The sequence below is a fragment of the Bacillus sp. FDAARGOS_235 genome (assembly GCF_002073415.2).
Classification (GTDB): domain Bacteria; phylum Bacillota; class Bacilli; order Bacillales; family Bacillaceae_G; genus Bacillus_A; species Bacillus_A toyonensis.
This window is the reverse complement of record NZ_CP020437.2, coordinates 3,583,693-3,603,166: the sequence shown is the minus strand read 5'-3', so window position 1 is coordinate 3,603,166 and position 19,474 is coordinate 3,583,693. Positions and strand designations below refer to the sequence as shown.

At 35.1% G+C, this 19,474-nt stretch carries 20 protein-coding genes, 1 pseudogene and 1 riboswitch; of the genes and pseudogenes, 10 read left to right on the top strand and 11 right to left on the bottom strand.

The window, feature by feature from the left end:
- Positions 1-17 precede the first annotated feature (17 nt).
- Together A6J74_RS20665 and A6J74_RS20660 are read right to left on the bottom strand one after the other, a co-directional pair.
- On the bottom strand, positions 18-620 hold the full coding sequence (locus A6J74_RS20665) for a molybdenum cofactor guanylyltransferase (RefSeq protein WP_000049466.1): 603 nt from the start codon (positions 618-620) through the stop codon (positions 18-20).
- Entirely contained in the window at positions 617-1,126 is a 510-nt protein-coding gene (locus A6J74_RS20660; RefSeq protein ID WP_000115581.1) for a MogA/MoaB family molybdenum cofactor biosynthesis protein, read from the bottom strand. Before A6J74_RS20660 ends, A6J74_RS20665 begins: the two co-directional genes overlap by 4 nt.
- A 252-nt stretch (positions 1,127-1,378) precedes the next feature.
- On the opposite strand from A6J74_RS20660, the gene A6J74_RS20655 reads away from it, so the two are divergent.
- Both A6J74_RS20655 and A6J74_RS20650 read left to right on the top strand, forming a co-directional pair.
- Positions 1,379-1,558: a hypothetical protein gene (locus A6J74_RS20655; RefSeq protein WP_000424805.1), complete on the top strand. Its 180-nt coding sequence runs from the start codon at positions 1,379-1,381 to the stop codon at positions 1,556-1,558.
- 6 nt (positions 1,559-1,564) lie between these two features.
- Positions 1,565-1,744, top strand: a complete 180-nt coding sequence (locus A6J74_RS20650; protein WP_000902511.1) for a hypothetical protein — start codon at positions 1,565-1,567, stop codon at positions 1,742-1,744.
- A gap of 41 nt (positions 1,745-1,785) precedes the next feature.
- Here A6J74_RS20650 and metK read toward each other — a convergent pair whose 3' ends face one another.
- Positions 1,786-2,985 carry a methionine adenosyltransferase gene (gene metK / locus A6J74_RS20645; RefSeq protein WP_000163114.1) on the bottom strand — a complete coding sequence of 400 codons (1,200 nt, stop codon included), beginning with the start codon at positions 2,983-2,985 and terminating at the stop codon, positions 1,786-1,788.
- A gap of 169 nt (positions 2,986-3,154) precedes the next feature.
- Positions 3,155-3,276, bottom strand: a riboswitch (SAM riboswitch).
- A gap of 228 nt (positions 3,277-3,504) precedes the next feature.
- Between metK and pckA the strand changes: the two genes are divergently transcribed.
- Complete coding sequence (pckA, locus tag A6J74_RS20635; RefSeq protein WP_000108808.1) at positions 3,505-5,091, top strand: phosphoenolpyruvate carboxykinase (ATP); 1,587 nt, start codon at positions 3,505-3,507, stop codon at positions 5,089-5,091.
- 252 nt (positions 5,092-5,343) lie between these two features.
- Here the strand turns inward: pckA and A6J74_RS20630 are convergent, their stop codons facing one another.
- Positions 5,344-5,727 (bottom strand): ATP synthase subunit I, encoded by a 384-nt coding sequence (locus A6J74_RS20630; protein ID WP_000624935.1) that lies wholly within the window; start codon positions 5,725-5,727, stop codon positions 5,344-5,346.
- A 291-nt stretch (positions 5,728-6,018) separates the two neighbouring features.
- Here A6J74_RS20630 and A6J74_RS20625 point away from each other — a divergent pair, with 291 nt between their 5' ends.
- Complete coding sequence (locus tag A6J74_RS20625) at positions 6,019-6,240, top strand: hypothetical protein (RefSeq protein WP_000639048.1); 222 nt, start codon at positions 6,019-6,021, stop codon at positions 6,238-6,240.
- A gap of 28 nt (positions 6,241-6,268) precedes the next feature.
- Here A6J74_RS20625 and A6J74_RS20620 read toward each other — a convergent pair whose 3' ends face one another.
- Both A6J74_RS20620 and A6J74_RS20615 read right to left on the bottom strand, forming a co-directional pair.
- Complete coding sequence (locus A6J74_RS20620; RefSeq protein ID WP_001255426.1) at positions 6,269-7,174, bottom strand: DMT family transporter; 906 nt, start codon at positions 7,172-7,174, stop codon at positions 6,269-6,271.
- Positions 7,175-7,395: 221 nt separating this feature from the next.
- Positions 7,396-7,719, bottom strand: a complete 324-nt coding sequence (locus A6J74_RS20615; protein ID WP_000289564.1) for an iron-sulfur cluster biosynthesis family protein — start codon at positions 7,717-7,719, stop codon at positions 7,396-7,398.
- A gap of 332 nt (positions 7,720-8,051) precedes the next feature.
- On the opposite strand from A6J74_RS20615, the gene A6J74_RS20605 reads away from it, so the two are divergent.
- On the top strand, positions 8,052-8,972 hold the full coding sequence (locus A6J74_RS20605; RefSeq protein WP_001111099.1) for a Nif3-like dinuclear metal center hexameric protein: 921 nt from the start codon (positions 8,052-8,054) through the stop codon (positions 8,970-8,972).
- Between the two features lie 110 nt (positions 8,973-9,082).
- Here A6J74_RS20605 and A6J74_RS20600 read toward each other — a convergent pair whose 3' ends face one another.
- Both A6J74_RS20600 and A6J74_RS20595 read right to left on the bottom strand, forming a co-directional pair.
- The gene (locus A6J74_RS20600; RefSeq protein WP_001032640.1) at positions 9,083-10,300 is read right to left on the bottom strand and encodes an ATP-binding protein; all 1,218 of its coding nucleotides are present in this window, start codon (positions 10,298-10,300) and stop codon (positions 9,083-9,085) included.
- On the bottom strand, positions 10,297-11,550 hold the full coding sequence (locus tag A6J74_RS20595) for an ATP-binding protein (RefSeq protein WP_000664869.1): 1,254 nt from the start codon (positions 11,548-11,550) through the stop codon (positions 10,297-10,299). Before A6J74_RS20595 ends, A6J74_RS20600 begins: the two co-directional genes overlap by 4 nt.
- A 182-nt stretch (positions 11,551-11,732) precedes the next feature.
- On the opposite strand from A6J74_RS20595, the pseudogene A6J74_RS20590 reads away from it, so the two are divergent.
- Positions 11,733-12,485, top strand: a pseudogene (locus A6J74_RS20590) (catalase); the annotation flags it as partial.
- 27 nt (positions 12,486-12,512) lie between these two features.
- Complete coding sequence (locus tag A6J74_RS20585) at positions 12,513-13,322, top strand: alpha/beta fold hydrolase (protein WP_000498282.1); 810 nt, start codon at positions 12,513-12,515, stop codon at positions 13,320-13,322.
- A 385-nt stretch (positions 13,323-13,707) separates the two neighbouring features.
- Here the strand turns inward: A6J74_RS20585 and A6J74_RS20580 are convergent, their stop codons facing one another.
- From A6J74_RS20580 to A6J74_RS20570, 3 genes are all read right to left on the bottom strand, one after another.
- The gene (locus A6J74_RS20580) at positions 13,708-15,816 is read right to left on the bottom strand and encodes an LTA synthase family protein (RefSeq protein WP_000050732.1); all 2,109 of its coding nucleotides are present in this window, start codon (positions 15,814-15,816) and stop codon (positions 13,708-13,710) included.
- A gap of 403 nt (positions 15,817-16,219) precedes the next feature.
- Entirely contained in the window at positions 16,220-16,450 is a 231-nt protein-coding gene (locus A6J74_RS20575) for a hypothetical protein (RefSeq protein ID WP_000227439.1), read from the bottom strand.
- A gap of 11 nt (positions 16,451-16,461) precedes the next feature.
- On the bottom strand, positions 16,462-16,758 hold the full coding sequence (locus tag A6J74_RS20570; RefSeq protein ID WP_000873109.1) for a DUF3986 family protein: 297 nt from the start codon (positions 16,756-16,758) through the stop codon (positions 16,462-16,464).
- Between the two features lie 120 nt (positions 16,759-16,878).
- Between A6J74_RS20570 and A6J74_RS20565 the strand changes: the two genes are divergently transcribed.
- Genes A6J74_RS20565 through A6J74_RS20555 form a run of 3 tightly spaced genes read left to right on the top strand, consistent with a single transcriptional unit; the run spans position 16,879 to position 19,461 of the window.
- Positions 16,879-17,886 carry an ABC transporter substrate-binding protein gene (locus A6J74_RS20565; RefSeq protein ID WP_000733219.1) on the top strand — a complete coding sequence of 336 codons (1,008 nt, stop codon included), beginning with the start codon at positions 16,879-16,881 and terminating at the stop codon, positions 17,884-17,886.
- An 11-nt stretch (positions 17,887-17,897) separates the two neighbouring features.
- Positions 17,898-18,662: an ABC transporter ATP-binding protein gene (locus tag A6J74_RS20560; protein ID WP_000009038.1), complete on the top strand. Its 765-nt coding sequence runs from the start codon at positions 17,898-17,900 to the stop codon at positions 18,660-18,662.
- Positions 18,655-19,461: an ABC transporter permease gene (locus A6J74_RS20555; RefSeq protein WP_000368773.1), complete on the top strand. Its 807-nt coding sequence runs from the start codon at positions 18,655-18,657 to the stop codon at positions 19,459-19,461. The genes A6J74_RS20560 and A6J74_RS20555 overlap by 8 nt, the downstream gene beginning before the upstream one ends.
- Positions 19,462-19,474 lie beyond the last annotated feature (13 nt).

Genomic DNA, 19,474 nt, shown 5'->3' with positions numbered 1-19,474 from the left:
GTATATCAAAAAACCTTTCATTCATTTGAAAGGTTTTTTTGAGCTTGCGCATATTCTTCTTTCGTATTTACATTTATAAACCATTCTGCATTTGCTTGTATATCTTCTCCGGCAACATATTTCACATTACATTGTAATAAAAGCTGCCCCATACTTCTTTTTTCTTCTTGAAGTAAAGTATAAATCTTTTCTTTCACACGGTTATGATACGCTGCAAGTAACGGTTGTTTTCTTCCATTAATAATAGGTACAACCGCATCATATTCATTGTTCGTTTGCTCTAATAAAATAGTAAACCACTCATGCGAAACATTTGGCGCATCGCAAGGCATAATAGCGTACCAATCTGCTTCTATATATTCCATTCCTGATACAATTCCAGCAAGTGGACCGTTTCCTTTATAGTGCGGAATATCTTCTATAACAGGAACTTGTACGAATTGCTCTACTCGCTCTTTTATATCAGAATGACTAATGACTACAACCTCTTGGAGCGTCCTTGTCATCACTTTCAAAATATGCTCAATAAACGTACTCCCTTGCCAGCTCGCTAACGCTTTCGGCTCACCAAACCTACTCGACATACCACCTGCTAATACAATTCCAGCCCACTTACTCATTGGCGATGCAGTTCGAATGTAATATGACCTAACTCCGGTAAAATCAACTTATTCATCGCAAGGCGAACTGCTCCGCTAGATCCTGGCATTGAAAAGACAACTTTTCGCCCAATTGTGCCACCAATCGCTCTACTTAACATTGCACTACTTCCGATATCTTCTAAATAACTAATCATGCGGAACAACTCACCAAATCCGACAATTTCTTTATCTAATAGCGCTGATACGGCTTCAATTGTGACATCACGTTTCGTAATACCTGTACCACCATTTGTTAATACAACATCAACATCTTCCTTATGATAACCAGCTAACACTGCTTGCTGAATACTTTCTTTATCATCTTTTACAATTGCATAAGAAGTCACTGTATGGCCTGCTTCTTTTAACAATTCATGTAATAGTTGTCCGCTCTTATCTGTCTCTTCCGTACGTGTATCGGAAATTGTTACAATCTTGCAACGCACTTCTTTTGGCGCTTGTTTTTTATGTTCATTGACACTCATTTTTCTTCTTCCTTTCTTAAAGACTTTTCTTCATTTTATCATACATACCTTTACACAATTATGTATGAAGACGATGATGCATCATGATACAATATAAGTATAGTAATCCACAAAAAGGAAAATGAAAAACATTCTTTCTTATCCCCCTAGACTTCACATCATTAGCTAACCTTTAACTTTTCTTATATTTTCTACATAGTAGAATTCAGTTTTTAAAATTGCACTACCAAATAAATCGGAGGTCTACCTATTATGGAACTATACAAAAAATTAACAACAACATTCATCCTCTTATTCGTTGCTTCCATCACTGTCGGTTTTTCTCTAAAAGGAGCAATTCCATACGCCACATTAGTAAGTATTATATTCGCAACGCTATTTTTACTAAGCAGTGCCTTTTGCGCGGGTAAAGCACGTCAAATGAAAGGTTGATTGCATATGTTACATAAGAAACGGACCATTTGTAAATCATGTGAAAAAGAAATACAAACATATGAAAAATCACGGATTCATATGCCATTTCCAGCAAGTGGTATGACTAATATGAAAAAATATATTGAGCTAGACGGAGAAGTGTATTGTAAATCATGCATTCAAATTGTAAGTAAAACGAAATAAAAAAAGCTTTGCGCTCACTGCGCAAAGCTTTTTTTCATATATTATAGACCAGCTTGCTCTTTTAAAGTAGCTGCTTTGTCTGTACGTTCCCATGAAAGATCTACATCAGTACGTCCAAAGTGACCGTAAGCTGCTGTTTGTTTGTAAATTGGGCGACGTAAGTCTAGCATTTTAATAATACCAGCTGGGCGAAGATCGAAGTTGTTACGAACTAGTTCTACTAGTACGTCTTCAGATACTTTACCAGTGCCAAATGTATCAACTGAAATTGATACTGGTTGTGCTACGCCAATTGCGTATGCAAGTTGTACTTCTGCTTTGTCAGCAAGACCAGCTGCTACGATATTTTTCGCAACATAACGAGCTGCATATGCTGCAGAACGGTCAACTTTCGTTGCATCTTTACCAGAGAATGCACCGCCACCGTGGCGAGCGTATCCACCGTAAGTATCAACGATGATTTTACGTCCTGTTAAACCAGCATCACCTTGTGGTCCACCAATTACGAAGCGGCCAGTTGGGTTAATGAAGAATTTCGTTTCTCCATCCATTAATTCTGCTGGAACTACAGCTTTAATTACATGCTCTTTTAAATCGCGATCGATTTCTTCCCATGTAACATCTGGATGATGCTGTGTAGAAATTACAATTGTATCTACACGTACAGGTTTACCATTTTCATCATACTCAATTGTAACTTGCGTTTTTCCATCCGGACGTAAGTATGATAATGTGTCATCTTTACGTACTTCAGTTAAACGGCGAGCTAATTTGTGAGCAAGCGAGATTGGAAGTGGCATTAATTCTTGTGTTTCATTACATGCAAAACCAAACATTAAACCTTGGTCTCCTGCACCAATTGCCTCAATCTCAGCGTCAGTCATTTGACCTTCGCGTGCTTCTAGCGCTTGGTCAACACCCATAGCGATGTCAGCAGATTGCTCATCGATAGATGTTAAAACTGCACAAGTTTCTGCATCGAATCCGTATTTTGCGCGTGTGTAACCAATGCCTTGAATTGTTTCACGAACGATTTTTGGAATGTCTACGTAAGTAGAAGTCGTAATTTCCCCCGCTACCAATACTAAACCAGTTGTTACAGTTGTTTCACAAGCTACACGTGCATTTGCGTCTTTTGATAAGATCGCATCTAAAATTGAATCAGAAATTTGGTCACAAATTTTATCTGGATGTCCTTCAGTTACAGACTCAGATGTGAACAGATGACGTTTTTTTGTCATGTGGTAAACCTCCCTACAGTAATTGTATATATTGTACGGAACTCATCCTTAATTTGCCACAAACTGCGACATACATTTATTCTCCCACACAAGCATACAGAAAAACCTTTCCTACTTAACATAGAGGAAAGGTTTAATTTGCTACTTGCATACTGCTTTTTGCCCTTTGCTCTTATCGTTCGAGACCATTAGCCTCGCACAGGTTTTAGCACCTATTCACATGTATTTACCACTACAAGTGAGGTTGCTGGGCTTCATCGGGCCTGTCCCTCCGCCAGCTCGGGATAAGAGAGTATCCGTCCCAACCTATACTAAAGAAATGATATTCATTTGTCAATTAATATTCACATTTTCCTGAAAGTTTTTCTCAATACGCCTGGAATGAAATATTAATAAGGAAATAATACATTCACACAAACAAAAATAAATAAATAGTATACATTATTTATATAATTGTGTTATACTATTGATGGGGATTACGAGAAATATTTCATTAAATGAAAAGGATGGTATATAAATATGAGTACTGTGAATGTCCAAATCGGTTTACATGAATTATTGAACGGAAGCAATGCACAGATTCAACTAAGTGTTCCGCAATTAGTGGAAAAAGTATTAATGCGAAATGAAGGGAAATTAACTTCTACTGGTGCAGTTTCTGCTTCAACAGGAAAATACACAGGACGTTCTCCTAAAGATAAATTTATTGTGAAAGAAGCATCGGTTGCTGACAAAATTGCTTGGGGAGCTGTGAACCAACCGATTTCTGAAGAACATTTTAATAAATTATATACTAAAGTTTTAGAATACTTAAAAGAAAAAGAAGAGTTATTCGTCTTCAAAGGATTTGCAGGCGCCGATCGCAACTATCGCCTACCAATTCAAGTTATTAACGAATATGCATGGCACAATCTATTTGTACATCAATTATTTATTCGTCCAACTGAAGAAGAATTAACAACTCATGAATCAGAGTTTACAATTGTTTCTGCACCGAACTTTAAAGCAGATCCAGTAATTGACGGTACAAACTCTGAAGCATTCATCATGGTTTCATTCGAAAAACGTATCGTACTAATTGGTGGTACAGAATACGCTGGAGAAATGAAAAAATCAATCTTCTCTATTATGAACTTCTTACTACCTGAACAAGATATTCTTTCTATGCATTGCTCTGCAAACGTAGGTGAAGAAGGTGACGTAGCACTATTCTTCGGTTTATCTGGAACAGGTAAAACAACTTTATCTGCTGATCCAAACCGTAAATTAATCGGTGATGATGAGCATGGTTGGTCTGATAACGGTGTATTCAATATTGAAGGCGGTTGCTATGCGAAATGTGTAAACCTTTCTCATGAGAAAGAACCACAAATCTTTGATGCAATCAAATTTGGATCTGTTTTAGAAAACGTTGTCATTAATGATCAAACACGCATCGCTGACTATAACGATACTACTTTAACAGAAAATACACGTGCTGCCTACCCTATGCATGCGATTGACAATATCGTGCTGCCAAGTGTTGCAGGACATCCAAATACAATCATTTTCTTAACTGCTGATGCATCTGGCGTATTGCCTCCAATCAGTAAGTTATCAAAAGAACAAGCTATGTATCATTTCTTAAGTGGTTACACTAGTAAACTAGCAGGAACAGAGCGCGGCGTTACATCTCCGCAAGCTACATTCTCAACTTGCTTCGGTTCACCATTCTTACCACTTGATGCATCTCGCTATGCTGAAATGCTTGGTGAAAAAATTGAGAAACACGATGCGAAAGTATTCTTAGTAAACACTGGCTGGACTGGTGGCGAATACGGTGTTGGTAAGCGTATGAACTTAGGTTACACTCGCGCAATGATTCAAGCAGCACTAAGCGGTGAACTTGCAAAAGCTGAAACTGCTAAACATGACATCTTCGGTCTTGAAGTACCTCTTCACGTACCAGGTGTACCTGACGAAGTATTAATACCTGAACAAACTTGGGCTGATAAAGCTGCTTACAAAACAAAAGCAATTGAACTTGCAAACGAATTCAAAGAGAACTTCAAAAAGTTCGACAGCGTTTCTGAAGCTATTATTAACTTAGGCGGTCCAATCGCTTAAGTTAAAACTTTCTGTTGGAATAACCCTTTACTCATATGAATAAGTGTCGTGTAACCGAAAAGTTTCGCGTACTCACCGACAAAACCCAATGCGGCTTAACGGTTACACACACTTACATAAAAAAGAAGCTTACGTTTTTACGTAAGCTTCTTTCTATCTATTTTTTATACAAGTACGGAGCTAAAAAAGGCTCTAACCGCTTCTAGCCACCGCTGGATCCTCTATCCCATCTAAAGAGCAGCTTTTATCTTTTTATCTCTTCGTTAATTCTTTCTCATCTTTCATGCTATAGTAGCCTAAATTAACAACAATTAAGAAATAACCGCCCATAATCCCTACTGCAAAAGCCCACATCACCATATGGTGCTCAATTTCGTACATAATAATAGCACCCAAAATAGCAGCGGCAAAACGGTTAAACATACCGAGCGTCGGTGCTTTCGTTTTCTTTACAATGCTATCTCCAAGCTTCTCAATTCGTCTCCCTAAAAGCCAAACACAATACATACTTACGATAAGTCCAATTCCTGCACCTAGAAAATGCGCTGAAAACGGCGTTAACATCCAGCCTAATAGCAGAATACCTAGTAAATAATACGATTGAATTTTAAACGATCTTAATGACATACTAATCATGCTGTACCCCTCTTCAGTAGTTTTAATCTATCCAACAAAAGCTGTATAACTCATTTCTTTCGAGTTCATACTACTTAAAATTCTCTTCACTCAAATTAAAAACAACATAAACCCAATGTTTATGTTGTTTAAATGTTTTCAGAAAATAATATTATACAAGATTTCGAACATCATATTCTTATAATTTGTGACGTTTTTCCAAACATTTTTCGTCCATTTATGAAAAAAGTGATATCAATCTATGAACATACGGATATGATGTAATAAATACACAAATAAAGGGGGCGTCTAATGATTTATTTTTTAATGGCTCTCATTCATCTCATTGTCCCTGCACTTATTGGACTTTCGCTATATTGGTACACGAAAAATCATAGTATTTTCTACGCTGTCCTCGGTGTTCTCCTTCCAGGTATTATTCTTATCACACTCTTCCGTATTCCATTTTTAAACTTAATTCCACTTATTACTGCTATCTTATTTCTCGTCTTCTTACCAAAAATAAAAAAATAGGAAAGCAGATCATAAGTGATCTGTTTTCCTATTTTGATATAGGTTCCTGTACGGTAGTATGAACTTTTACTTTCTCCAATTTTACAAACCATAGACCAAAGAAAATGATTATCCCACCGATCATTTGTTGTAATGAAATAGATTCATTTGCCCATATAGCTGCAAATAAAACCGCTACAATCGGTGTAATATACATATATACCATCGTATGGGATGCCCCAATTTTTTGAACACCGATATACCACATTACTAAACCAAATACTGTTACAAAGAAAATAGAATATAGTAAAGCAAATAGTGTCATCCCTTTTGTAATGTGAAACGGCATGACAAATACATGTGGACCACTTAATAATAAAAGCGGAATTGCTCCAACTAATGCCGACCATGCAGTAACACGTAGTGCTGAATATTTTTTAATTAATGGCCCTGCTAAAACAGGATAAAGCCCCCAGCATATTGATGTAATCATTCCAATTCCATTCCCGTAAAAAGAACTAGCGAGTGAATGCCCCGCTACTAAAACTAATGCTGCACCCACAAAGGCAATCATAGAACCAATTAACTTCCGAGAAGAAAACTTTTCTTGTTTCAAAAAAACCGCAAATAAAGTTGTAAAAATAGGTGAAATAGAAATGAGTAAAGAGGCATTTGTAGCGGATGTATATTTAACAGTTTCCATAAATAACGTTTGATATAGTACAATCCCTACAAAACTAACAACGATTAATCTTGGTATATCTTTTCGCTCCACATAAAGCGACTTTTCAATAAAGAATGTAAGCAATAACAGTAACGGTGCCGCCGCCATCATCCGAATAGCAGTAAACTCAATTGCTGTAAATTCTACAAGCCCATATTTTGCAATGGTATAGTTAATACCCCAAATCATAACCACACTTAAAATTAATAACTCAATTCCCCATCTTCTCATGCGTATCCCCTCCGCAAAGAAAATTATACAGAAAATTCAATCATGTGTACATTTCATTATGTGAAAAAATCTTTTTATTGTATCAAGAGCTTTACTTTGACACATGAAATTATATCGGCGATTTTTAAGTATATCGACTTATCAACAAAAAACGGCAATAATAACACCTTATGCAATAAAAAAGACGATTCCAAAAACATATTGGAACCGTCTTTTCTTTATTATACTCGAACATGTAACTTCATATTTGGATTATAAAACTGGCTCGGGCTTTTTAACTGAAGAGTTCCTCCACCTTCATGCCAATCAACCGTTAACTTATCATCCATAAATACAAGCTTTGTACGATCGGCGATAAAGCTAAGTGTACTTGATTCAATATCTACATCACGCTCATCTTTTTCAGCTACAGCTACTAAATCAATGATTCCGCTCATAACACAACCGCAACCTTCATTATCGTAAAATAATTTTATATATTTCGCTTCATTTGGAATCGTATCCATAATTTTTTTATATGCTGCTTCTGTTACAGTAACGTACATCTGTTAATGTTCATCCTTTCTTCTCATATCATTCATATATTGTACCACTATTTTTCTAAAACTTTGTATACAGAAAATTAAGACTAATATACAATGTATGTGATAAAGGAGGTTCTATCACTGATGTCTCAACTAAAGCGATATCCTATTTTATTAGGCCTATTAGGTAGCTTTTTTATTTCTAGCGGAATGATATTACAACATATACTTCCCTATTCTCCTTCTATTGGTTGGATTCTAGGTTTTATTTGTTTCCTATCCGCTTCTTATTTTGCCATGAACAATAAAAATAACTAATAGAGTAAGAATTAGTTTAAGGAGGATAACACAACATGCCAGCTTTAAAAGAAATAGAACAATCACTCAATCATATATTCCAAATCGAAAAATACGGAAAAGACATTGCCTTTAGTCGCTTTATCCCTGCTGTATATGATTCTATCCAATTTCCATGGCAACAATTTTTTGAAGCAACTTTTGTAGAGCTATTTAACGGTCTTATGATACGAGGGGCTGAAAATGTAAACAAAGTATTTTTATCTGTATTCCCTACAGATGACGTTCTTGAAGCTTTCATTTCACAATCGACACCCGGTGATTTACTCTTTATGCATCATCCACTTGTAATGGAGTGCGGTGATCCGCTTGGAAAATCAGGCCGTGGTTTTATTCCCATTCCAGAAAAATATTTGCAGGCGATAAAAGAAAAACAACTTTCTATATATACATGTCACGGACCAATGGATTTTCATCAAACGTATGGAACAAGCATTTCAATCGCAAAAGCACTCCAAGCCAGTGTAATTGACGGATTTGCTTACGGTGGTCCAGAAAGCGAGCCAGTCGGTCTCATTTGTGAAATAGATGAAACATCAACAGAAGCACTCCAAAAACGTCTAAAAAAACTCTTCCACATTCCTTACACAGACTTCGAAGGTAAACAACACGATTCCATTAAAAAAATTGCAATTATCGCTGGATGTGGCGATGTCGTATCTTTAATGAACGAAGCAGAAGAAAAAGGTGCTGAAGCATATATTGCAGGAGAAATCCATTGCCATATCGACAATGATTACGGTAGACATAAATACTCGCTCATTATGGATTATGTAAAAACAACGAATATGTCACTCATCGGTGTGTCGCACTCTGCCTCTGAATACTTAGTGAAAGAGACATTGATATATGATTGGTTTAAAGAGAACTTTCGTTTGGATATTACTTTAATTCCGCAGGAGAAATGGTGGTTATAAAAGGACACTTTAATTAGTGAAGATGGGTACACACATCAATTTATTTTTTACAGAATAAAAAAGGAGATCGCTCTCAAGTAAGTAATCTCCCTTTTTCCAATATTTTATCATTACATCGGCAACATTACCTTTACCGTCGTTCCAACTCCAACTTCACTTTCAAAGCTCATTTTACCGTTGTGGTCTTTAATAATTTTTTCTGTAACTACTAACCCTAAACCTGTGCCCGTTTCTTTCGTTGTGTAAAAAGCTTCATTTAACTTTGGAATTTTATCTTTTGGAATGCCGCACCCCTCATCTTTCACCTGAACGACGATTCCATCTTCTACGGTAACTTTAATCGTAATCGTCCCACCAACTGACATTGCTTCAATCCCATTTTTGATTAAATTAAAAAACACTTGTTTTAATCGTTTTTCGTCGCATGTAATTGACGGTATGTCTTTACTGTAAATACCTTGTATGTGCACCCCTTGTTCTAAAGCAGGCTTACCCATAACCCGAATAACATAAGCGATAATTTCTTGTATGTTATGAGTTTCTGATTCTAGCGATTTAGATTTCTCAAACCCACTAAGTTCTGTAGTAATTGTATGAATTCGTTCTACCTCTTGCTTCATAATATCGCTATAAATCTTATCCTCGGGATGCTTGTTCGCTTGTTTATTCACAAGTTTTTTTAAAGTTGCTAAAGGTCTTCTAATCTTATAGCCAATAACTGTTGCCATTTTTCCAACAGTTGCTAGCTTTTCTGTTTGTTTTATTTCTTTATCCATCATCTCAATCGTACGAATGTAAGACTGGAATCTCAAAAATATAATCCAACATATAATGGAGAATACGCTACATAATGCCATTGGGATTAAAACGAGAGAAGATTGAATAATGATTCCAATAAGAGCGTACCTTCCAACAATTATCCCTATAACTAACCAAAAATATTTTTTACTCACGAAGATTGGTGCAAATAAAATGAAAAATCCTTCTACTATATTTCCACCATCAAACTCAGCATCACTACCAGAATAAATCATAATATTATGGATAAAATCTAATATATTATAGCCAATTAAAATGATATACTTTACCGCAAATGGATTCTTCCATTTCATAAAATATATGCCGATGCAAAACAATATCACCATCCAAAAATAGAGCCATAAACCTAAACCATCTTCGAATTTTCCTACTCCTTCTTGTTCTCCCCCTATTAAAGGTACGATAAATTCATAGGCAAGATCATATACAAAAAATATAATAAAAAATAAGCTTAAAAATACTTTGAGTGCCTTTATTTCTTCATTTTTAAATATATAGCCTTTATTCATATGGTAACTCCTAGCTTTTCTTCCACTTGGATTTCATAATTTCCAAACTTCATTGGAAGAATGATGTCTATTCTTGTTCCAATATCTCTTTCACTTACAATGCATAATTCACCAAGATGCTCGGCAACAATTCGATCCGCTACCGTAAGTCCTAGACCAATTTTATCTTGTTTCGTTGTATAAAAAGCCTCTGTCACACGGGCTAAATTTTCCTTCTTAATACCGTAACCACTATCGATTATACTTATCATCACATAATCTTTCCCTTTATTTTCTAATCGCAAATCTAAAATGCCACCTTGCTCCATTGCCTCCAGAGCATTATTTATGACATATAAAAAAACTCCTCTTATTTTTCGTTCATCACATTCAACTTCCACTGTTTTTTCTTCCACATTAGAAATAAGTTGAACATTTGATTCATTCATTTTTTCGCGAAGAGTTTTTACTGCTTGTAATACAATTTTTCCTACATCATGTTTCTCATAAATAGAAGGTTTACATGTAGCAACTTCCATTAACTCACTTATCATATTATTCATATTTTCTATTTCAAAGATCATTCGTTTATAAATAGGATCATCTTCATGCTTCTCTCGCTGTAATTGTGTAAATCCTTTTAACGAAGCAAGTGGATTTTTAATTTCATGCCCGACTGTCGCTGCCATTTTTCCGATCACTGCTAATTTTTGTGATTCACTAGCAATCTTAATACTTTCCTTTACAGCTGAAAGATATTGTAAAAATCGATTTAAAATGATGTATGCAGCTATTAATAAAAGTGTGTACATAATAAGAAACATAAACGCTTTTACTTCCTCTAATACAAATAAATAAATCACATATTTCCCTATAATCGTAGCAAGTAAAAACACAAAATACTTTTTATTTAAAAATATAGGTACAAAGAAAATGAGAATAATTTCTATTATATTTACCCCATCAAATGCCGCCTTATTATAAAGAATATACGAAAGTATATTAGCCATTTCTATCCCTATGTATGCAAATAAACATGTATATTTAACAAGGTTTGCTTTCTCTTTTTTTATTAAATATATATTCACGCCGAGTATTGCTGTTCCACAAATAACTTGCCATAGTATGTTATGTCCCTTATCCGTTAGTGATTTATTTTCTAATACGATTGCATAGAAAATTTGATATGCAGTAACAGTAACAAATAGCACCCATAAGAAAATTTTTGCATTCCTTTCTTCTTCTTTATATGATAGAAAACTTTCTTTCACTTTAACACCCCTTCAAAATAATATCTCGAAGAATACCATTTATTATAATAAATGATTTTCATAGACAAACAAAGATAAATCGAACATTTGAGGAAAATCATACCAACAGTGTAATATCTTCAGACTATATGCAAGCATAAAAACTACAATCAATAATACGTATGTTATGGGAGGTGTTTTATATGGACGGCAAAAAAAATAAAAAGACAGAACAGCTCCAATCCTTTACACCCGAAAATGAAGGAAAGGAGATGACAACAAATACAGGTGTTAAAATTTCAAATGATGAAAACTCTTTAACTGCCAGTGATCGTGGCCCTACCCTTCTGGAAGATTTTCTTATGCGAGAAAAGCTTTCTCATTTTGATCGTGAACGAATTCCTGAAAGAGTCGTTCATGCACGAGGATACGGAGCACATGGCATTTTTGAGTTATATGAATCTTTAGAAGAGCTAACAATGGCACACTTTCTACAAAACCCTTCAAAAACAACACCACTTTTCGTTCGTTTTTCTGAAGTAGCGGGATCAAAAGGAGCCAATGAAACGAATCGAGATGTTAGAGGATTCGCTGTTAAATTTTATACAGAAGAAGGAAATTTCGACTTAGTAGGAAATAACATACCAATTTTCTTCATTCAAGATGGTATTAAATTTCCTGATCTTATTCACGCCCTTAAACCAGAGCCACATAATGAAATTCCACAGGGCCAAACAGCACATGATACTTTTTGGGACTTCATCGCCAATAATCAAGAATCAGCTGCAATGATGATGTGGATTATGTCCGACCGTACAATTCCAAGAAGTTTTCGAATGATGCAAGGATTTGGCGTTCATACATTTCGTTTCGTTAATAAAAATGGAAAGTCGCGATTCGTAAAATTCCACTGGAAGCCAAAGCTCGGTGTTCATTCGTTAATTTGGGATAGAGCATACTAACACATATAAGGGGGATACTTCATGTTTGTTACGGTCGAGAAAGATGTTCATATTTTTGTGCAAGACGTTAATCCCGGTCCCGGTAGTAAAACTGTTTTTTTCGTCCATGGCTGGCCTTTAAATCATCAAATGTATCAATATCAACTCAATGTTTTACCGGAGCACGGCTTTCGCTGCATCGCCATGGATATACGCGGAAATGGGCAATCTGATAAGCCATGGACTGGTTACACGTATGACCGATTAGCTGATGATATTGCAATTGTTCTGGAAGCACTCCAAGTAGAAAATGCTACGTTAGTCGGTTTTTCAGTCGGCGGTGCTCTTTCTATTCGCTATATGTCTCGCTACAATGGGCGTCGTATTTCTAAGCTCGCATTAATTGATGCCGTCTCTCCTTCTTTCGTGAAAAATCAAGAGTCCCCTTACGGTGTACCAAAAGAACAAGCAGATACCCTCATTCATCAAATGTATGTAAATTTACCAAAATTTTTAAGTGATGTATCTTTATCATTTTTCAATAGAAACTTAGGAGCTGCAACCCTTGAATGGTTTTCTTATCTCGGTATGCAGTCCGCTTCCTATGCTCTCATCAAAATTATGCAAGCAGCTGCAAACGAAGACGTAACGAAAGACTTAAGTAAAATTAACGTTCCAACAAAAATATTCCACGGCGTTCACGACCAACTGATCCCATACAAAAGTGCTGAACTCACGCAAAAACGGATTAAAAATGCTCAACTACATGCTCTTACAAATAGTGGTCACGGCTCTCCAATCGACCAAGCAGATGAATTAAATGCAGAACTTATAAAATTTTTAAATTCATAGTTTCCTTACAGCAAATTCTTTTTTATTAACTATCTTTTTTGTTTACCCAATTAAACCGGCCCATTCGTAAGTAAGAATAACTACGATACGAATGATACATTCTGTTATCTTCTCATCTCCTGTTTTAATTTATCCCATCGAATATCATTACAACTTATTTTTCAAAGAAAGTGAAAGTATATGCCCTATAGGTTATTTGTTGAAGTGAATGAAGTTTTCACAAAATAAAATTCACACATTTCTCACAAATCAATTAATAAAACGATTACATTTTTGTTTATACTAAATGTACAAGTAATACTCCCTAAACCCAGCTTGTCTGGTTACCCCGTTAAATACTATGAAAAAAGGACTTGTATCCTATACAAGTCCTTTTTTGTTTCCCCTATTTAAAGAGTATATCTTTACTATACTGCTTTCCAACGAGTAAATCATATTGAATCATTTTATATTGCTCTAACATTTCTTTTTGTTTCTTTGTTAAGTCTTTAATCTCTTCGCCATTTTTATCAACTTTTAATTCATCTCTAAGCACTGGGATTTCTTTATATAATCCCGATAAAAATTGATAAAATGGTGATTTATTTAATCCTGCGTAATCAAAAACAAGATTTGAGAAATACATTGGACTTACTAAACCTAAGTTGTCATTTGGTATATCAAAATTTGCATACATTAACAATGGTGTTTCTGCCATTGATAATCTTTCACTTACAGTTTCTTCATTCTCTATATATCCAGCCTCTTTATAAATAGCCTTATTTGTCCCTAGTACTGGTAAATGATCTCCAAAAAAGACTAATAAAGTAGGTCTTTCTAATTCATCAAGCTGGTCTATTAAATATTTTAAAGCTTCATCGGAGCGCCTTACACCTTCCGTATATATTTCTAATTCTGCCTTCGATGCATCTTCTGTTAATCCATTAACTTCTATTTGATTTTCTTCAAATCGTCCCGGATTATACGGAAAATGATTTTGCATCGTTACCGCATGAATAAATGTAGGCTGTTTTCTCTTATTCAATTCATCTATTATTTCTTTACTCATAGACAAATCACTAACATTGTCCCCAGCTAATTCTTTATGCTTCATCGTATCTTCTGCATTAAAGTTATCAAATCCAAATACATTATATACAGTATCTCGTTTGTAAAATGAGCGATCAAAAGCATGAATTGCACTTGCATAGTATCCTTGTTTTTTCAATTCACTTGCAATAGATGGGATTTCTTTCTGACCTGTAACAGCTTGTTGATACGGTATAGAACCGGGCATTAACAAACTCATTGAATAACTCGTTAGCGCTTCAAATTCGGTATTCGCTGTATTCCCCCCAAATGTAGGAGCTATTGTTTGTCCACCTGGAAAATTCTCAATATAATGATGTAGATTCGGGACTGGATCTTCGCTAAATGAAAGATTCGTTAGTTTTGTAGGGTCCCAAAAAGCCTCGCTCATCAGAAATATAATATTCGGTTTCTCAGCTTTTTTTTGTTCACTCACATTAACACCATATTGTTTCTTTATGTCATTCGCAATTTGAAGCATATTTTCCTTTGAATATTTTTCTGGTTCCTGAATAACTGTCGTATCTAAGTTACTTAAAAATCCTAAAACCAAGCCATTTTGACCATAGTTCATATTTTGATTCCATAAAGGGAAGTATACCCCACCCTTTACAAATAACTTATTCACAAATGTATTAGGGTAATTACTAAACGCATACACCATAAACAGAGATGTACATATTAAAACAATTCGCATACCGATATGGATTTTTATAGATTTAATATGCTTTCGAATAGTAAAAACAACAAATGCAAATACAACTATACTAATGATTCCTATTAATATATTTTTCAAACTAAAATAATCCATAACCATTGGTATAACTGACTGCATATGCCCTATTTGTGTAAAGTCAGATGGATATAGCGGCTCTCCTCTGAACATACTCTTGAAGTAATTAACAATCCCTAAAATAATAAAAGAACAACTAGTTAACATTACACTTAGTAAAATTTTTCCAATTGAATTGTAAACTAAAATATACACCATATAAATGAGTAAAACGCTGAATAGGTACTGTGTATACTGCAAATAAATCCAGTTATTCACAAGCAAAAAATTCATATATTCTTGTATGAATATATAAATAAAAACTATTAAATGAGCTATTGGCAGCAATAAAATATGAACTCTTATAGCTGGTCTAAGTTTATTGATTATCCCTTTATTCAAATAATCAATAAAAAATAGTATGCTCCATAAAATTATAGTAATTATACTTAACGTGATTCCTTCATTAAAAAATAACTTCGTCTTCTCTAATTCGAAATAGCCTAATGTAATAACAAACAACGTTTCTAAAAAAACAGTCCATATTCCGCTAATAATGAAAGAAAGTAATGGGCTCTTTCTTTCTTGCTGAACGGAAAAATTATAACGAAATTCATTTCTTCTTTGTTGCTGAACTACAAAATCCAAACTCAACTTATTTCCCTCTTTTCTCTTCTTGTTTTCTTCTCTCTATTTCACCCCGCATCAGTAAAAAACATTATACTTATGATCTTTATATCTATTTTTATTATATATATATAACCTTAAATACCCCTTAAAAAATAACATTTTTTCGTACTTTTTACAACAAAACAGATTCTAAAAAGTACAAAAATACTGCATATACAAACTATATTACAAAAGGATTCTACCTTCAAAAAAAGTTAAAATTCACCGTTATTTTAGGAGATATAATCTATTTATTATGCAAATTAAAATACGAAGCAAAACCTGATCAAACTTGCAGGTTTTGCTTCGTATTTTGATTTCTATTTTTTATTCCTTACAAACTAAGAGGACAAATCATGATGCCTTTAAGAACGTGTTGAAACATCTACTATAAAAGAGAAACTATCCACATTCTCCATATAATACATACGATTACTATAAATACAAAATCAAAAAAATCTAATCTCGGACCTTTTTCCATATGCATATGTAGCCACATATGCATCCATTTCATTTTTGTATATTTTTGAATGCTTTTCTTTGCAAATCGGTAAATGAGCAATTGTATAATAAAAAATCCAACTACGAAAATGAACAATAAAATGAGAAAATCGACCACAAAATCCCTACCTATTTTTGCAGTGATTTTTCTACTATCTGATTTCTCAAAACCCACTCCTCAAACTGAGCACTTCCAAATTCCCAGCTTAAATCACGAGCATGTACAGAAAAAACGTAATGACCAGCATATTCGTCCATAAACCTTCCTAACTCTACATCCTCTTTCTGAATACCGTATACTCCAAAATTAAAATACACATCCCATACGTCTTCATTCTTCCTCTTATAAGCAATCGATTCCATATCACATTCTGTTCCGAAATAATCAAGATGTAAATGTACGCTATCATCATATTCGTACTTCATTTTATCACCCCTTATATTTGTACTTCTTTATCACTCAAAAAATTCCTGCTATCTATACTCACATATGGGCACTTACCTACATATCATGCTTGTAGAGTGACTTCTAGGAGGTGTTATATAGTGAAAAAATTAATAGCTGTTTTTTGCATCATGTTACTAACTGTTTTCACTTTTGCTGCTTGTAGTAGTAAAAAAGAAGGGCCAAAAGATCAAACTCAAAACATTCGCGTCGGCGAAGTTACCCATTCTCTTTTCTATGCACCGTTATATGTTGGGATTGAAAAAGGTTTTTTTAAAGATGAAGGACTAAATATTGACCTACAAACAACAGCTGGCGGAGATAAGACGATGACCGCCCTATTATCTGGTGGAATTGATATTGCTCTTGTCGGTTCTGAAACGTCTATTTACGTTCATCAACAAGGAGCAAAAGACCCTGTTATTAACTTCGCACAGCTTACACAAACAGATGGGACATTTTTAGTTTCACGTAAAAAGCTAGATTCTTTTAATTGGAATGACGTAAAAGGTGTTACGTTTTTAGGTCAGCGCAAAGGCGGCATGCCGCAAATGGTTGGAGAATACGTTTTAAAGAAAAATGGCATTGATCCTCACAAAGATACGAACTTAATTCAAAACATCGAGTTTGCTAATATTGCAAATGCCTACGCATCTGGTACTGGAGAATTTGTACAGCTCTTTGAACCGACTGCAAGTATATTCGAAAAAGAAGGTAAAGGTTATATCGTCGCTTCGTTCGGAAATGAATCTGGTACTGTTCCTTATACATCGTTCATGGCAAGAGAAAGTTTCTTAAAGAAAGATAAAACTGCTGCTGAAAAGTTCACACGTGCGCTCTATAAAGCGCAGCAATGGGTTGATACACATAGTCCCGAAGAGATCGCTAATGCCGTTTCTCCGTTATTTAAAGACACTTCAAAAGACATTACAGTAAAAGTAATTGAACGGTATAAAAAGCAACATTCTTATGCGACAAATCCGCTATTAGATGCGGAAGAATGGAAACAGCTCCAAACTATTATGAAAGACGCTGGTGAATTACAAAAAGAAGTCCCACATGAAGCGCTCGTCAATACGAAAATTGCCGAAAGCGTTATTAAGAAATAGAGGCGAAGTGTATGAGTTTTTTACAAATACGTAACGTTTCTCACTGCTTTTTCGCAAAAGAGAACGCCAAACTAATTCTCGAAGATATGAGTTTACAAGTGGAAGAAGGAGAATTTATTTCTATACTCGGTCCAAGTGGTTGCGGCAAAACGACGCTTCTCTCGATTATCGCTGGGCTACTTGATCCAATTGAAGGTATCGTATTTTTAGATGGTGAACCAATTACAACAAAAAGTCCATCTATGGGTTATATGCTCCAGCAAGATTACTTGTTTCCGTGGAAAACAATTGAAGAAAATATTATGCTTGGACTGCATATTCGAAAGATTTATGATGAACGAACGAAAGAACATACTTTAAAGCTTTTAAAACAAGTCGGTTTGCATGATGTAGAACAGCAATATCCTCGTGAATTGTCCGGTGGTATGCGTCAACGCGCTGCACTCGTTCGAACATTAGCGACTGATCCAAAAATTTTATTGTTAGATGAACCATTTTCCGCTCTCGATTATCAAACAAAGTTAAAACTAGAGGATCTCGTCTTCACATTATTACGTAACTTTAAAAAAACATCTTTACTCGTGACACATGATATTGAAGAAGCAATTGCGATGAGTGATCGTATTTATTTACTACAAGCGAATCCTGGGAAAATTGCAAAAACGTTCGTCGTCCCAGAAAGTATTCGCTCCTTATCACCGTTAGAATCGCGCCATCACTACGACTTTCCAGCCCTTTTCCAAGACATATGGAAGGAGCTGGAGCGCCTTGGATAATATAAAACAGCTACATGAACAATTTCGAAAGAAAGAACGCAGGCGTGCATGGATTGCTCGCTCGCTACAACTTTTACTGCTCATTCTTTTCTTTGCATTATGGGAAATAGCTAGCAAAAACGAATGGATTGATCCTTTACTCTTTAGCTCTCCGTCGAGTATTTGGGATCTCTTTCTTAGCAAGTGGATTGACGGTTCGCTTTGGATTCATATATGGACGACGCTACTTGAAACAGGAGTAGGCTTCATTCTTGGAACAGTACTCGGGGCTATTATTGCCACGTTCCTTTGGTGGATACCACTTTTAGCTCGCGTTCTTGATCCATATCTCGTCGTCCTAAATGCAATGCCCAAAGTCGCACTCGGCCCTATTATCATTGTAATCTTCGGTCCTAATATTTCATCGTCTATTGCAATGGGCGTAATCATTTCCATCATCATTACCATTCTCGTTATTTACAGCGCATTTCAAGAAGTCGATTCTAACTATATAAAAGTAATGGACACATTTGGCGCAAATAAATGGCAATGCTATAAGCAAGTTATACTCCCCTCATCGTTCCCTGCAATTATTTCAACGCTAAAAGTGAACGTTGGATTATCATGGGTCGGTGTTATTTTCGGTGAGCTTCTCGTTTCTAAACAAGGGCTTGGCTACTTAATTAGCTATGGATTCCAAGTCTTTAACTTCACACTCGTCTTACTGAGTGTGCTACTCACATGTGTTCTCGCAACACTGATGTATGTGTTTGTAGAAGCATTTGAAAAACTTCTAATCGGAAAACGAAAAAGAAGCTGACTCAAAACGATAT